Annotated in this window: 13 protein-coding genes; 5 read left to right on the plus strand and 8 right to left on the minus strand. The window is 67.3% G+C overall.

Translation table 11 applies throughout. The annotated features are described in order from the left end of the window. The first annotated feature begins 173 nt into the window (after positions 1–173). From ACXAFN_RS02565 to ACXAFN_RS02575, 3 genes are all read left to right on the plus strand, one after another. On the plus strand, positions 174–1,376 hold the full coding sequence (locus tag ACXAFN_RS02565; protein WP_474985912.1) for a quaternary amine ABC transporter ATP-binding protein: 1,203 nt from the start codon (positions 174–176) through the stop codon (positions 1,374–1,376). Then, a complete protein-coding gene (locus ACXAFN_RS02570; RefSeq protein WP_474985914.1) occupies positions 1,376–2,215 on the plus strand; it encodes an ABC transporter permease in 840 nt (279 codons plus the stop codon). Before ACXAFN_RS02565 ends, ACXAFN_RS02570 begins: the two co-directional genes overlap by 1 nt. Positions 2,216–2,297: 82 nt before the next feature. After that, on the plus strand, positions 2,298–3,161 hold the full coding sequence (locus tag ACXAFN_RS02575; RefSeq protein WP_474985915.1) for a glycine betaine ABC transporter substrate-binding protein: 864 nt from the start codon (positions 2,298–2,300) through the stop codon (positions 3,159–3,161). A gap of 153 nt (positions 3,162–3,314) precedes the next feature. On the opposite strand, the gene ACXAFN_RS02580 is transcribed toward ACXAFN_RS02575, so the two are convergent. From ACXAFN_RS02580 to ACXAFN_RS02615, 8 genes are all read right to left on the minus strand, one after another. Next, the gene (locus ACXAFN_RS02580; protein ID WP_474985917.1) at positions 3,315–4,724 is read right to left on the minus strand and encodes an aminotransferase; all 1,410 of its coding nucleotides are present in this window, start codon (positions 4,722–4,724) and stop codon (positions 3,315–3,317) included. Positions 4,725–4,789: 65 nt separating this feature from the next. Continuing rightward, positions 4,790–6,208: an APC family permease gene (locus tag ACXAFN_RS02585; protein ID WP_474985919.1), complete on the minus strand. Its 1,419-nt coding sequence runs from the start codon at positions 6,206–6,208 to the stop codon at positions 4,790–4,792. A 68-nt stretch (positions 6,209–6,276) separates the two neighbouring features. After that, positions 6,277–7,764, minus strand: coding sequence for an aldehyde dehydrogenase (locus tag ACXAFN_RS02590; protein WP_474985921.1), 1,488 nt, complete (start codon positions 7,762–7,764; stop codon positions 6,277–6,279). Between the two features lie 215 nt (positions 7,765–7,979). Further along, positions 7,980–8,930, minus strand: coding sequence for a LysR family transcriptional regulator (locus ACXAFN_RS02595; protein ID WP_474985923.1), 951 nt, complete (start codon positions 8,928–8,930; stop codon positions 7,980–7,982). Between the two features lie 131 nt (positions 8,931–9,061). Further along, entirely contained in the window at positions 9,062–10,288 is a 1,227-nt protein-coding gene (gene argE / locus ACXAFN_RS02600; protein WP_474985925.1) for an acetylornithine deacetylase, read from the minus strand. Between the two features lie 315 nt (positions 10,289–10,603). Continuing rightward, the gene (locus tag ACXAFN_RS02605) at positions 10,604–11,278 is read right to left on the minus strand and encodes a DUF1028 domain-containing protein (protein WP_474985926.1); all 675 of its coding nucleotides are present in this window, start codon (positions 11,276–11,278) and stop codon (positions 10,604–10,606) included. Beyond that, the gene (locus ACXAFN_RS02610; protein WP_474985928.1) at positions 11,275–11,712 is read right to left on the minus strand and encodes a RidA family protein; all 438 of its coding nucleotides are present in this window, start codon (positions 11,710–11,712) and stop codon (positions 11,275–11,277) included. The genes ACXAFN_RS02605 and ACXAFN_RS02610 overlap by 4 nt, the downstream gene beginning before the upstream one ends. Further along, entirely contained in the window at positions 11,712–13,046 is a 1,335-nt protein-coding gene (locus ACXAFN_RS02615) for a flavin-containing monooxygenase (protein ID WP_474985929.1), read from the minus strand. The genes ACXAFN_RS02610 and ACXAFN_RS02615 overlap by 1 nt, the downstream gene beginning before the upstream one ends. 426 nt (positions 13,047–13,472) lie before the next feature. On the opposite strand from ACXAFN_RS02615, the gene ACXAFN_RS02620 reads away from it, so the two are divergent. Together ACXAFN_RS02620 and ACXAFN_RS02625 are read left to right on the plus strand one after the other, a co-directional pair. Next, positions 13,473–13,895, plus strand: a complete 423-nt coding sequence (locus ACXAFN_RS02620) for a universal stress protein (RefSeq protein ID WP_474985931.1) — start codon at positions 13,473–13,475, stop codon at positions 13,893–13,895. Between the two features lie 41 nt (positions 13,896–13,936). Further along, positions 13,937–15,595, plus strand: coding sequence for a BCCT family transporter (locus ACXAFN_RS02625; protein ID WP_474985933.1), 1,659 nt, complete (start codon positions 13,937–13,939; stop codon positions 15,593–15,595). The last annotated feature ends 336 nt before the right edge of the window (positions 15,596–15,931 follow it).

The following is a 15,931-nucleotide window of genomic DNA, read 5'->3' on the forward strand; positions in this document are numbered from 1 at the left end:
TTCGCCGACATTCGGCGCAGTTTGAACGTTCATTCAATAAACGCTAGGGTATAGCGCTTCGATTCGCGTCAACGCTGGCGGCTGGCATGCTGCCACGACGCCCAATCCCGACAACCCATTCCCGGCCCGCTCCTCACCGCTGGCGAGGCCGGGCGCCGACCAAGGCACCGCCAATGAGTGACAACCGAAACGTCAAGATTCGGGTCCGCAACCTCAGCAAGGTCTTCGGCAGCCAGCCGAAGAAGGCGCTGGAGCTGCGCGACCAGGGACTGAAGCGCCCCGAGATCCTCGACAAGACCGGCCAGACCCTGGGCCTGTCCAACATCGACTTCGATGTCTACGAAGGGGAGCTGCTGGTGATCATGGGGCTCTCCGGCTCCGGCAAGTCGACCCTGATCCGTTGCCTCAATCGGCTGATCGACCCCACCGAGGGCGAGATCGTCATCGACGGGCAGAACATCCCGAGCCTCAAGGAGAAGGAGCTGCTGGAGTGCCGTCGCCGCCACTTCTCCATGGTGTTCCAGAACTTCGCCCTCTTCCCGCACCGCACGGTGCAACAGAACGCCGAGTTCGGCCTCGAGATCCGCGGCATCGATGCCGGCGAGCGTCGCGAGACCGCTCGTAACGCCCTCAAGCAGGTCGGCCTGGAGGGCTGGGAAGACGCCCTGCCCCGCCAGCTCTCCGGCGGCATGCAGCAGCGCGTCGGCCTGGCCCGGGCGCTGGCCAACGACGCCAGCGTGCTGCTGATGGACGAGGCCTTCTCGGCGCTCGATCCGCTAATCCGTGGCGACATGCAGCAGGAGCTGCTGCAGCTCCAGCACCGCATGAAGAAGACCACCGTCTTCATCACCCACGACCTCGACGAGGCGCTGAGCATCGGCGACCGCATCGTGCTGCTCAAGGACGGCGAGGTGGTGCAGATCGGCACCCCGGAGGAGATCCTCACCCAGCCCGCCGACGACTACGTGCGCCGCTTCATCGAAGGCGTCGACAAGTCACGCATCCTCAGCGCCGAGAGCGCCATGCGCAAGGTACGCTCCACGGTGCGCGACACCGACGGGCCGCGCACCGCGCTGCGCAAGATGCGCGACCATAGCCTCGATTCCATCTACATCCTCGACCGCGACCGCCGCCTGATCGGCCTGATCGACGCCGATGCCGCCAGCCAGGCCCTGGAAGACGGCAAGGAAACCGTCACCGAGGTGATGACCCAGGACTTCCGCAAGGTCACCCGCGAGGAACCGCTGCACAACCTGTTCGCCATGTTCAGCGAGAACCGCTTCCCCATCGCCGTGGTGGACGATGACCAGGTCCTGCAGGGCGTGGTGGTGAAAGGCGCCGTCCTCGACGAACTCGCACAGGCAGGAGATCACTGATGGCTATCGAATTCCCGCGCATGCCGCTGGGCGACTGGATCGAGGGCGGCCTCAACTGGCTGACCAGCGAATACTCCGCCGTGACCCGCGGTATCTCCCGCATCACCCAGACCGGCATCGACGGTCTCAATGACGCCCTGATGTGGCTGCCCGACTGGTCGCTGCTGGTGATCATCGCCGGCCTGTGCTGGTGGCTGGCCAACGTGCGGCTGGCCATCGGCGCCGTCGCCGGCCTGGCGCTGATCTGGAACCTCGGGCTCTGGGACCCGATGATCGAGACCCTGACCCTGGTGGTGATCGCCACCCTGGTGGCGGTGGTCATCGCCCTGCCGGTGGGCATCGCCGCCGCGCTCTCCGAGCGCCTCTACAAGACGATCATGCCGGTGCTGGACTTCATGCAGACCATGCCGGCCTTCGTCTACCTGATCCCGGCCATCCCGTTCTTCGGCATCGGTTCGGTGTCGGCGATCTTCGCCACCGTGATCTTCTCCATGCCGCCGGCGATTCGCTTCACCACTCTGGGGATCCGTCAGGTGCCCACCGAGCTGGTGGAAGCCGCCGACGCCTACGGCGCCACCCGCGGCCAGAAGCTGCTCAAGGTCCAGCTGCCGCTGTCGCTGCCCACCGTGATGGCCGGCATCAACCAGACCATCATGCTGGCCCTGTCGATGGTGGTGATCGCCGCCATGATCGGCGCCGACGGCCTGGGCAGCGAGGTGTGGCGCGCCATCCAGCGCCTGCGTCCGGGCGACGGCTTCGAGGCCGGCATCGCCGTGGTGATCCTGGCCATGCTGCTCGACCGCCTGACCCAGTCGCTGCGCAAGAAGGGCAAGGCCTGACACCCGCGTGGGCGAGCCGCCGGTTGCATCCGGCGGTTCGTCCCTGCATCCTCAGACCGCACATCTCATAAAGGCACATCCAATGATCAAGCAACCGATGCGTCTCGCCGGCCTGGCCATGATCGCCGGCGCCGGCCTCACCGCGGCGACCGCCCAGGCCCAGGACGAGGGAACCGTCCACCTGGCCTACGTCGAGTGGTCGTCCACCGTGGCCTCCACCAACGTGATGCGCGCCGTGCTGGAACAGGCCGGCTACGAGGTCGAAGTCTCCTCGCTGTCCGCCGCCGCCATGTGGCAGTCCGTCGCTACCGGCGACACCGACGCCCTGCTGGCCGGCTGGCTGCCGACCACCCACGAGGACTACTACGACCGCCTCCAGGATCAGGTGGTCGATACCGGCGTCAACCTGGACGGCACCAAGCTCGGCCTGGTGGTCCCGGCCTACAGCGAGGCGAACTCCATCGCCGACCTGAACGAGCACGCCGATGACTTCGACGGCAAGCTCACCGGCATCGATCCGGGCGCCGGCATCATGCGCCTGACCGAGAAGGTCGTCGACGAATACGAGCTCGACCTCGACCTGCAGAGCGGCAGCGGCGCCACCATGACCGCGGCCCTCAAGAGCGCCATCGACAACGAGGAAGACATCGCCGTGACCGGCTGGACGCCGCACTGGATGTTCGCCCGCTGGGACCTCAAGTACCTCGAGGATCCCAAGAACGTCTACGGCGGTGCCGAGCAGATCCACACCATCGTGCGCCAGGGCCTCGAGGAAGACCTGCCCGGGGCCTACGCCATCCTCGACGCCTTCGAGTGGACCGCCGAGGACATGGGTGAGGTCATGCTCATGAACCAGGAAGAAGGTTCCGACCCCTACGAGAACGCCAAGCAGTGGGTCGAGGACAACCAGGACCTGGTGCAGGAGTGGCTGCCGGAAGCCTCCTGAGGCTTTCCGCCGACCTTCCGCATGCAAGGGGGAGATGCCGTCAGGCATCTCCCCCTTTCGTTTGCCGCCTTGCCAGACGCGGCGCGCTCAGGGTGGCGTAGGCGGCCGTGTGGCGCCTGGCCAGTACGCCCGGGAGCGAAGGGATCGCAGGGCTCAACGCGCCAGGTAGCCGTCGTCCTTGAGCGACGCGGTCGCGGCCTCGATGCTCTCGCGCAGGGTGGCGACCACGAAGTCGACGTGCTCGCGGGTCAGGATCAGCGTCGGCGAGAGGATGTTCATGTGCGCCAGCGGCCGCACGATCAGGCCCCTCCGCTGGCATTCGTCGGCGATGCGGTTACCGACCTTGGCCTCCGGCGCGATCAGTTCCTTGGTCACCTTGTCGGCGACGTTCTCGAGACACATCATGAACTTGCGGCCGCGCACGTCACCCACGATCTCGAGGTCCTCGAGCTCGTGGAGGCGGCGCTCGAAGTAATCGCCCACGTCCTCGACGTGCTCGCACAGTCCCTCGCGCTCCATGATCTCGATGTTCTTCAGGCCCGCGGCACAGCTCACCGGGTGGCCGGAGTAGGTGAAGCCGTGGGTGAAGATGGCGCCGTCGGCCTGGGGCTTGCTGATCACCTCGTAGATGCGGTCCGAGAAGATCGTCGCGCCCAGCGGCAGGTAGCCGGAGGTCAGGCCCTTGGCGCAGGTGATGATGTCAGGAACGATGCCGAACTCGTCCTCGGAGGCGAACATGTGCCCCAGGCGACCGAAGGCGGTGACCACCTCGTCGGAGACATAGAGGACGTCGTACTTGCGGCACACCGCCAGAGTCTTCCGGTGGTAGCCCTCGGGCGGCACGATGACGCCGCCGGCGCCCATGATCGGCTCGGCGAAGAACGCCGCCACGTTGTCCGGCCCCAGCTCGAGGATCTTGTCCTCCAGCTCCTGGACCTTGGCGTCGCAGAAGGCCTCGAGACTCTGGCCTTCCGGGCGGCGATAGGGGTTAGGGCAGGAGATGTGATGCACCAGCTTTTCGTCGATGTCGAAGCCGATATGATCGAACTTGACCCCGGTGATCGACATCGCCATGTAGGTGCTGCCGTGATAGCCGTCGATGCGCGAGATGATCTGCTTCTTGCTCGTCTGGCCGAGCTGGTTGAAGTAGAAGTGGATCATGCGCACGGCGGTGTCGTTGGCCACCGAGCCGCCGCAGCCGTAGAAGACGTGGTTGAGGTCGCCCGGCGCCAGGTCGGCGAGCTTGGCGGCCAGGCGCGCGGCCGGCGCCGTGGTGTGGTGGCCGAAGGTCGAGAAGTAGGGAATGTCGCGGATCTGCTCGGCGACGGCCTCGGCGATCTCGTCGCGACCGTAGCCGATGTTCACGCACCACAGGCCGCCGATGCCGTCCAGGTAGCGCTTGCCGTCGGCATCCTGGATCGAGACGCCGTCGGCCTGGTGAAAGACCATGGACCCGCTCTCCTTGAAGGTGGCGAAGTCGGTCCAGGGGTGCATGAAGTGATCGCGATCCTTCTGCCAGATTTCCTGCTTGTCGAAGTGGGCGGAGGCGTTCTGACTGGTCATTGTGGTTCTCCTTCGGGTCGGGAGGCACGCGTAGCGCCCGCCGGGATTGTCTGTCGCGCGGGAACTCAGCGCTTGGCGATCTCGTTCAGGGGTTCGGGCCGGAACAGCGGCTTCTTCATCACCAGCTTGATCCAGACCACGGCGACGATGCTGACGAGGCCCAGCACCACGCCGGCATTGGTGAAGATCTCCGCGGTCAGTTCCGGGGCCGGGGAGGCATAGACGATGGCGTAGACCATGCCGGCGATGCCGAGAAGCTGCGGCAGCGGGTAGAGGGGGGAGCGGTAGGGACGCTGGGCGTCGGGATAGCGGATGCGCAGGGCGATGACGTTGACGTGGGCGATGATGTAGGCGATCAGCCAGGCGATGGCCGCGGAGATCAGCAGCAGGCCCACGGTGCCGGCATCGTTGCCCCAGATCAGCAGCGGCAGGCCGGTAACGCCGGCGGTGAACAGCACCGCGACCCAGGGCGCACGGGTGGCCTTGGTCTTCCAGCCCAGTACCGGGAAGGCCTGGCCCTGCTCGGCCATGCCCTGCAACATGCGTGGCACGGCGGCCAGCGAGGTGTTCACGGTGCTGCAGGTGGCGGTGATCGCGGCCACGGCCAGCAGGAAGGTGCCGGACCCGCCGAAGGCCGCGGTGGCATACTCCAGGTGCGGCAGCTCAGCGCTCATCAGCACATCTCGCGGCAGATAAAACAGCGCGCCCAGGCAGTAGAGGGCGAAGACGGCGAAGATCACCGTCAGGCCCAGGTACATGGAACGCGGGATATAGCGCTCCGGGCGGCGCGCGTCGTCGACCAGCGGGCAGACGAACTCGGCCCCCACATAGCCCCAGATGGCCAGGGCGATCAGGGTGAAGGCACCCTCGCCCAGGTTGAAATCGGCGGCCAGCTCGGCGGCCTGGAAGGCATGGGGAGCGAAGCCGCCGGTCAGGGCGCTGACGCCGAGCAGGGTCAGGGCCACCACCATGGCGAAGGCCAGCAGGTTCTGCAGCTTGGCGAAGACGTCGATGCCCAGCAGGTTGAGCACCGTGAACACCCCGAGGATGCCGAAAGCCACGTAGTGGGTGCCCTCCACGGCCGGATAGAGCACGCCGAGCAGGAAGTTGACCAGCAACAGCTCGGCGGACAGCGCGAACATGGCCACCACCACATAGCCCGAGAACACCGAGAGGATCGCCGGGAAGTGCCCCAGGGCCACCTCGGTATAGGCGCTCAGGCTGCCCGCCCTGGGCACCAGCAGGGCCAGTTCGGAGAAGGACGCCGCATAGCACAGCGCCAGCACCCAGGCGATCGCCAGCGGCACGATGAAGGCGGGCCCGGCGATACCGACGCCCTGGAGCATCAGCACCATGACGCCCTGGGACACCACCAGGCCGACCGCGACGGCCATCAGGGACTTGAGCCCCAGGACGCCGCGGGCCTTCTTGCCGGCGGCGGCCGTGGCCGCCGCCGGTTTGGACATGGCATCTTGCATTGTCATCCACCCTCTTGTTGTTGTGGGGTCAGATGCCCGCCGGTGAGACGCCGGCGGGCGGGGTCAGGAGCGGCTCACAGGCGCACCCAGGTGGTCTTGAGCTGAGTGAACTTGTCCAGGGCATGCAGCGACAGGTCACGGCCGAAGCCGGACTGCTTGTAGCCACCGAAGGGTGTGGTGAAGTCGATGGCGTCCACGGTATTCACCGAGACGGTGCCCGCCCGCAGGCGACGCGACACGCGGTGCGCCCGGGACAGGTTCTCGGTCCACACCGAGGCCGCCAGGCCGTAGATGGAATCGTTGGCGATGGCCACCGCCTCGTCCTCGTCGGCGAACTCGATCAGCACCGCCACCGGCCCGAAGATCTCTTCCCGGGCGATGGTCATCCGCGGCGTCACGCCCTCGAACAGCGTCGGCGCGACGAAGGCGTCCCGCTCCTCGCCGCTGGGCGGCGTGCCCAGCGCCAGGCGGGCACCCTCCTCCAGCCCCAGCGAGATGTAGCCACGCACCTTGCCGGCATGGCCGGCGTCGATCAGTGAGCCGACATCGGTGGCTGGATCCAGCGGATCGCCGACCACCAGTGCGGAGGCGGCGGCCACGAAGCGCTCGACGAAGGCATCCTTGGCCTCACGCTGAACCAGGATCCGAGAGTTCGCCGAGCACACCTCGCCCTGGTTGAAGTAGATGCCCTGCACCGCGGTCTTCGCCGCCGCGTCAAGATCGCTGTCGGCGAACACCAGATTGGGACTCTTGCCGCCGCACTCCAGCCATACCTGCTTCATGTTCGAGCGGGCGGCATATTCCAGGAAGCGCTTGCCGGTGGCCGTGGAGCCGGTGAAGGTCAGGCAGTCCACATCTGCATGCAGGCCCAGGGCCTCGCCGGTGACATGGCCATGACCCGGCAGCACGTTGAAGACGCCATCGGGGATGCCCGCCTCCGCGGCCAGCTGGGCCAGGCGCAGCGCGGTGAGCGGCGACTGTTCGGCGGGCTTGAGGATCACGCTGTTGCCGGCCGCGAGCGCTGGGGCCAGCTTCCAGGCGGTGATGTCGAGGGGGAAATTCCAGGGGATCACCGCGGCCACCACGCCGACGGGCTCGCGGGTGATGGTGGCCAGGTTGTCGCCGTCGGTGGGCGCCACCTCACCGTAGAGCTTGTCGGTGGCCTCGGCATACCAGCCGAAGCAGCCGGCCGCGCCGGGAATGTCGAGCTCGAAGGCATCGCGGATCGGCTTGCCGGTGTCCAGGGTCTCGAGCAGGGCGAGTTCCTCCTGATGCTCCATCATCAGCGCCGCCAGCCGCTGCAGCACCGCCTTGCGATGGGCCGGAGCAGCCCGCGACCAGTCGCCGGCCTCGAAGCTGCGTCGGGCCGCGGCCACGGCGCGCTCCACGTCCTCGACGCCGCAGGCCGCGACCTCGGTCAGCGCCTCGCCAGTGGCCGGGTTCCAGGTGGTCAGGGTGTCGCCGTCGCCGGCCGGGATGCGCCGGCCATCGATGAAGGCGCCGTCCGGCAGGGTCAGCCGGGAGCGAAGGTCTCGCCAGAAGGACAGATCGTGTGCCGCCATCGGGAGGGTCTCCGTTGTCAGTGTCATTGTTGTCGGGGCCGTATCGGCCTCTATCACGACCGTGATGTCACGATAGCCCCGGCTCTTTGGTTAGATAAAATATTATTACATGAACAACAGCATCATATTTTTCTATTCAATATCCCACGACGTGCCCGGCCGGGATGCCCTCCCTGGCAGGCGTCATGTGGCGTCGGATCGTCCCTGTGGGTCGGTCAGGCGTCGGCCGGCTCGGCCTGGCCATCGCCGAGGCGGGCGAAGACCTCGCCCCGGGCCGCGGGGTCCCGGGCCAGTCGATGCATCGCCTCCGCCGCGGGGCTGAGCCGCAGGCCACGCAGACAAGCGATGCCCATCGACAGCGGTCTGGCCTCGTCCTCGATCCGCAGCGGCTTGAGTCCGCCGCCGTCGATGGCCTCGAAGGCCGACAGGGGGGTATTGAAGAGCGAAAACCCGAAGCCGTTGGCCACCAACCCGCGCAGCATGTCCATGGACTTGGCGCGGTGGGAGACGGCGGGCGTCAGGCCGTGGTGGGCAAAGATCGACAGGAAGTACTCGCGGCTCAGCGGCCAGTCGAGCAGCACCATGGGATAGGCCACCAGCTCGGCGAGCCCGATGCTGTCGCGCTCGCTCAGGGGATGGTCGGCGGCGACCACGGCATAGGGGGGAAAGCGGTACAGCGGCGTGAAGTCGATCTCGTCGGGCACCTGGAGGTCGTAGGTGAAGGCCAGCTCGTAGTCCCCCTGCCCCAGCCCGCGCACGATGTCCACCTGGTTCATCTCGTCGCAATAGAGGCTCACCGCGGAATGGCGATCGGCATAGCGGCGCAGCAGCTGAGGCAGGAACACCGGCGCGAAGGTAGGGAAAGCCACCAGGCGCAGCTCCCCGCCGATCTCCTCGCCCAGGGAGAGCGCGTACTTCTCCAGCCCCTCGGCATCGCGCAGCAGCTGGCGCGAGCGCTGCATCAGCTGCTTGCCCGAGGGCGTCAGCGACAAGCCCTGGGCATGATGGCGCACGAACAGCTGCAGGCCGGTGACCTCCTCGATCTGCTGGATGGCCGCCGAGATCGACGGCTGGGAGACATGCAGCTTGCGGGCCGCCTGGGTGACGCTGGACAGCTCGCCGGCCACCACGAAGTAGCGCAACTGCTTGAGGGTGAATTGACGCATCGACTCGCCATCGCCGCCGGGGAAAGAGGTCCGCCCCGCGATAGGCGCGGGGCGATCATCTGCAGCATATCAGTTGCCGGGGGCGGGCGTCCCGGCAGGCCACTCGCGGCCATGACGGCGCCATCCTCGACTCACGGCACGGCGACTCGGGCCGGGACACCGACCGGCAGCTCGCCGGCGGCCAGCCGCCGCCGCGCCTCGGTCCCGGAGAGCGCCTCGATCAGCCGGGCCAGGAAGAGCTCGCAGCGCGCCAGCTGCTCGCGGGTCACGAACTCGTCGGGCTGGTGGCCCTGGGCCATGCTACCGGGGCCGCAGACCAGGGTCGGGATACCCAGCTCGCGCTGGAAGAGCCCGCCCTCGGTACCGTAGCCGATGCGCTCCAGCTCCCGTTCCTCGAGCAGCGACAGGATGAAGGCCACCAGGGCATGGTCGTCGTCCATCGACAGCCCGGGATACTCGCTCAGGCGTTCGAGCCGGATGCTCGCCTCGGGCGAGGTCTCGCGCATCTCGGCCTCCAGGGTGGCGGCGACGCCCATCAGCTCGTCGAGCAGCGCCTCGGGGTCATCCTCGGCGACATTGCGGATCTCGAGGTCCAGACGACAGTCCTGGGGCACGATGTTCAGCGCCGCTCCGCCCTGGATGGTGCCCACCTGCAGGGTCGTGTGGGGAATGGCGAAGCGCGCGTCGAAGGGGCCATGGAGGGTCTTGGCGGCGGCCGTCTCCTCGACCCAGTGGATCAGCCGGGCGGCGGCATGGATAGCATTGACGCCCTGGGGGGCCATCCCGGAGTGGCAGGCCTTGCCACGCACGTGAAGACGCACCGCGAGCTTACCCTTGTGAGACGTGGCGAGCCGCATGGACGTCGGCTCGCCGACCAGGCAGGCCGCCGGGCGCACCGGCTGGTGGGCCAGATCGGCGAGCAGGGTGCGCACCCCCAGGCAGCCCACCTCCTCGTCATGGGAAAACGCCAGGTGTACGGGCACCGCGAGGTCGGCCTCGACCAGGGCCGGCACCGCGGCCAGCACCGCAGCCAGGAATCCCTTCATGTCGGCGGTGCCCCGGCCGTAGAGGCGCTCGCCCTCGACGCTCAGGCGGAAGGGATCGACACGCCAGGCCTGGCCGGTGACCGGCACGGTGTCGGTGTGCCCCGAGAGCATTACCCCGGGGCGATCCGGCGGGCCGATGGTGGCATAGAGGTTGGCCTTCTCGCCGGTCGCATCGGTCACCCGCCGCGAGGCCACGCCGTATCGGGCCAGATAGTCCTCGATGAAGGCGATCAGCGGCAGGTTGGAACGATGGCTGGTGGTGTCGAAGGCCACCAGCTCGGCGAGCAGGTCGACGACGGTATCTTGTGACATGAAGCCCTCAGATGGTCAGGGAATAACACAGGGCAGCGATGACAATCGCAGCAGCTCGGGGTTGATCCGTCGACAGGTTTACCAGGAGGCGCTGCGACCCCTCCCCGGGCGCTACTTTATACCCTGCGGCGCTCTCGCATCCTGCGCCGCTGGCAGGGCCTGGGTTGGCCTTCCATGGCCAACCCGCCCGGCGGGAAGCACCTTCACTGGAGGTTCTTCTCCTTCCGCCTCGCCCGTGGGTAAACGACCTACTTTTCAACCTGTCCCTGGCACCCCTCGCCTTGTCCGGCGTGGGCCGGTCCGGCTAGAACGCTATCAGCGCCCGTCCCCCGGCACACCGTAGGACGGCGAGTCATCGGGGCGAACCGCGCGCAGCACATAGGCGTCGCGCTGGGGCCGATAGTGCTGCCAGACCATGCGCAGCTCGGTGAGCGGCGCGATGTGCCAGTCGACCCTCAGGTCGACCACCGGCCAGCTGGCCCGATCGGTGACCTTGAGCCCCGCCGAGTACACCGGCCCCATCTCCCCCCCGGCGGCCAGGCCGGCGTCCATGGCGGCCAGCAGGCGCTCGGCGAGCTCGCCCTCACGGGCCTCGAAGGCCGCCACCATGGCGTCGATGACGCCGGTGTCGGCGAGCATGTTGCCGCCGGCCACGCAATCTCGCCCCTGCCGGGTGGCGTGGATGCCCAGGGTCTCGCCCCCGCTGTGAACGGCGCTCGCGCCCTCGGCATCGAGGACCTGCAGCTGGCGCCACTCGGGGTATGCCTCGTGTTCGACCAGCCGTGCCAGCACGCTTTCGGCGTCGAGGCCCTCCTCGAGCAGCCGCACGCCCAACTGTCCGAGCTCGGGATTGGTCACGTTCTGGGTCAGCACCGCCCCCCTGCCGGGAGTGATGAAGGGGCAGCGGCTGGCCACGCAGATGCTCGAGGAGCTGATGGCGGTACCGAACTGGCCGGTCTCGCGGCAGAAGCCTGCAATGGAAAAGGTCATGAATGGGCCTCCTCGTCGTCCGACTCGTCGGGTATGACGGCGATGACATCGATCTCCATCAGCCACTCGGGCTGGGCAAGCCCGGCCACCACCAGCCCGGTGGAGATCGGGAAGACGCCCTTGAGCCAGCGCCCCACCTCGCGATAGACCGGCTCGCGGAAGCGCGGATCGGTGATGTAGGTGGTGGTCTTGACGATATGGTCGAGCTCGGAGCCGGCCTCCTCGAGCAACTGCTTGACGTTCCTCATGGCCTGCTCGGCCTGGGCCTGCGGGTCGCCCAGACCGACCAGCCTGCCCTCGAAGTCGGTGCCGACCTGGCCACGGACATAGACGGTGTTGCCCGCCCTCACCGCCTGGCAGAGGTCGTTGTCCAGCGCCTGGTTGGGATACGTCTCCTGGGTGTTGAACATGCGAATGCGAGTATGCGTCGGCATCAGTTGACTCTCTCTGCGCTGGTGTCGTCGGTGAGGGGCTCGGCTGACATCGGCGCTTGCTGGCGCCGGGCCGCTTCGTGGTAGGCCAGGTACTTGCGCTGGGTGGCGATGTGGTCGGCGACGTGCTTGGCGTCGTGCCAGACACCCCAGATGAAGCTGGACCCCCGCCGCGACAGCCAGGGCAGGCCCAGGAAGTAGACGCCAGGCTCGCTGGACACCCCCCGCTGATGCCGGGGCCGCCCATGCTCGTCGAAGGCGTCGACGGCGAGCCAGCCATAGTCCACCGAGAAGCCGGTGGCCCAGACGATCGCGGTCACGCCGGCCGCCTTGAGATCCAGCTCGCGCAGCGGCTCGGTCACGCAGTCGGGATCGCTCGGGATCCGCCGCGCCTCGGGCTCTTCGGGTAGGTCGAGGCCGTTGCGGGCGGCATAGTCGTCCGCAGCGTCCAGCATCGCCAGGTAATTCGCATCGCCGCGGGCCAGGTTATCGGCCAGGTCGGCTTCGAAGGTCGCCATGCCGTCCGTGAACGCCCGGGTGCGGCCGACCAGCGTCATGCCACGATGCGCCAGACGCCGGAAATCGATCGTCTTGCCACCCTCGGCGCCGCTCACGGCGATGGTGACGTGCTCGGTGCCCGGCTTCATGACCTCGGCATCCCACTCGCCGAGCACGCCCAGCCACCAGCAGAAATCGCGCCCGCGATAGGCCCGCGGGGGACGATCATGGGGGCCCACCGAGAGATAGACCGGCTTGCCGCTGCGTTGCAGCTCCTCGGCGATCTGCACCCCGGATGAGCCCGCCCCCACCACCAGCACGGCGCCCTCGGGCAACTGCCGCGGGTTGCGGTATTCGGACGAGTGGATCTGCACGAGGTGATCGTCATCGGGGGCAATCGGCGGGATCACCGGGCGCTGGAAGGGCCCGGTGGCCGCCACCACACGGTTGGCCTCGATCACCCCCTGGGAGGTCTCGACGGTGAAACCGGGCCGCCCCTGGTTGCGCTCGACCTTCCAGACCTCCACGCCGGTGCGGATGGGGGCGTCGATCTTGCGCGCATAGGCCTCGAAATAGGCCGCCACCCGCTCCTTGGGGGCGAAGGCATCGGCGTCGACGTCGTCGAACGCCATGCCCGGGAAACGGTCATGCCAGGCCGGTCCGTTGGCGACCAGGGAATCCCAGCGGCGGGTGCGCCAGGCCTCCGCGATGCGGTCGCGCTCCAGCACCAGATGCGGCACCCCCTGGTTGCCCAGGTGCTCGCTCATGGCCACGCCGGCCTGTCCACCACCGACCACTAGCGTGTCGGTGCATTCTGTCTCGAAAACGGGCTCGGTCATGGAAGGGTCTCCTTGTGGTCTTGTGAACCCTACCTTAGGAGCCGGCCATGATTAGATAAAATATATTTATTATGTACATTGGATCAAAAATACAGATCCAACGATCGGCATGGCGTCATCTGAAGCTGCCCACCGCCAACGCTCTCGCCCCATGTCGCCCAGGGCCACGGCGATGACGCCAGGAAACAGGCCTCGCCTTTCTGTCTCCTTTTGCCAACAGGCTGTTATCAGCCATTCGAAACTCGATTAGAATTGTTTATCCGAGATGCCTCATCACGCCATCTCTGACCACGGCATGACACAGGGAAGGTGTAACGTGGGCGACGCGTCCGACGAGGCCCGTTGAAAAGGCGATTCCCCGAATCGTCGTCAAACGGCCACACTTAGCGTGTCACCCCGCAGACGCAACCCGTAAGGAGCGCAGGCATGTTCAAGAAGATCCTGGTGCCGGTGGATCTCGCTCACTTCGACGTGATCGAGCCATCGCTGCAAGTGGTGGCCGACCAGGCCAGGCACTACGGTGCGGAAGTCTGCTACGTGGCGGTCACCGCCACCACCCCGGGGCCCGTGGCGCGTACCCCAGAGGAATATCAGCAGAAGCTCGAGGCCTTCGCCCAGGAACGTGCCAAGGTACATGGCCAGCCGGTCAGCGCCCGCGTCATCACCAGCCCCGACCCCACCACCGAGCTCGACGACGTGCTGGTCGATGCCATCGACGATCTCGGTGCGGACCTGGTGATCATGCCGACCCATCCGCCCAAGCACCTGGACGTGATCATCCCCTCCCATGGCGGCAAGGTCGCCACTCAAACTCGGGCATCGGTGTTCCTGATACGCCCCCGGGCCTGATGCCCCCACCTCGTTCTTCGACGTCTACAAGGAGAGATCCCGTGACGAACGACCACAAAGCCCCCGAGGCGGCGGCCGGCGAGGGCATACCCGCCCCCGAAGGGCCGGCCAACCTCATCGATACCGATTACGTGATCGGGCAGGACAACATCACCACCAACAAGTTCGGCCTGGATGTCGACCTGCACGGCAAGGTCTTCACCGTGTCGTCGCTGGTGATCCTGGTGTTCGTGATCCTGACCCTGGCCCTGCAGGCCGAGATCGAGCCCGTCTTCGATGCCATCTTCGCCTTCCTCACCGGCAACCTGAGCTGGGTGTTTCTGCTCGGTGGCAACATCTTCGTGCTGGTCAGCCTGGGCATCGTGCTGTCGCCACTGGGCAAGGTGCGCATCGGCGGCGCCCATGCCACGCCCGACTTCAGCTACGCCGGCTGGTTCGCCATGCTGTTCGCCGCGGGCATGGGCATCGGCCTGATGTTCTACGGCGTCTCCGAACCGCTGACCCACTTCGGGACCGCCCTGGGTGGCACCAGCATGGAGAATGGCGTGCGCACCGACTGGGCGCCGCTGGGGGCCGCCGCCGGCGACGAGGCCGGCGCCGTGTCGCTGGGCATGGCCGCCACCATTTTCCACTGGGGCCTGCACCCCTGGGGCGCCTACGCCATCGTCGGCCTGGCCCTGGCGATCTTCGCCTTCAACAAGGGCCTGCCGCTGACCATGCGCTCGATCTTCTACCCGGTCCTCGGTGAGCGCGTCTGGGGCTGGCCGGGTCACTTGATCGACATCCTGGCGGTGTTCGCCACCCTGTTCGGTCTGGCCACCTCGCTGGGCCTCGGCGCCTCCCAGGCGGCCGCCGGCCTGAGCTACCTGTTCGACGTGCCCAACTCCAACGTCACCATGGTGCTGTTGATCATGGGCATCACCGCCGTGGCACTGTGCTCGATCCTGCTCGGCGTCGAGAAGGGCGTGCAGCGCCTGTCGCAGCTGAACATGGTGCTGGCCTTCCTGCTGCTGCTGTTCGTGATCTTCGTCGGCCCGACCCTGCTGATCGCCACCGGCTTCTTCGAGAACCTGGGCTCCTACCTGGTCAACCTGCCGGCGCTGTCCATGCCCTTCGGCCGTGAGGATGCCAACTTCAGCCAAGGCTGGACCGCCTTCTACTGGGCCTGGTGGATCTCCTGGTCACCGTTCGTCGGCATGTTCATCGCCCGGGTCAGCCGTGGCCGCAGCGTGCGCGAATTCCTGATCGCGGTGCTGCTGGTACCGACCCTGGTCTCGGTGCTGTGGATGACCGCCTTCGGCGGCACCGCCATCGATCAGGTGCTGAGCGACGGCTTCGAGGGCGTCCAGGACGCCGCCCTGGAGCTCAAGCTGTTCGCCATGCTCGGCGAGCTGCCGCTGGCCGCCATCACCTCCTTCGTCGGCATCGTGCTGGTGATCGTGTTCTTCGTGACCTCCTCGGACTCCGGGTCGCTGGTCATCGACTCCATCACCGCCGGCGGCAAGGTCGATGCGCCCAAGCCACAGCGCATCTTCTGGGCCATCATCGAGGGTGCCATCGCGATCGCCCTGCTGCTGGGCGGCGGCCTGACCGCCCTGCAGACGGCCTCGGTATCCACCGGCCTGCCCTTCACCCTGGTGCTGCTGGTCGGCTGCTTTGCCCTGGTCAAGGCGCTGATGAGCGAACCCAGGAGCGTCTAAGGCGCTTTTCCCTCCCCGAACGAGGCGGCCCGAGGGCCGTCTCGTTCGTTCTAGGCCCCGAGTTCGCGCCAGACCAGGTTCGGTGTCGACGACTCGCAACACCCCGCCGACCCGGCATTCGTTCCCTCCACCCTGCCCGCTCTCCGGGTATCCAGCCGATGCCGCCGCAGGGCGCGTCTCGCCGGATTCCTGGCCCTTCGACTCGCCGCCGACGCGATGCAGCCAGGGCCCCTTCTCGACCGCCGACCGAGCGAGCGCCCTCCCCGCATCGCCGCCCAAGCTGTTGCCGAGAGACGACGGTTTTCGCCCGAACGGCCCCCATCCATGGCCCACCGC

It is taken from the genome of Halomonas sp. ABH4_019 (genome assembly GCF_056159885.1).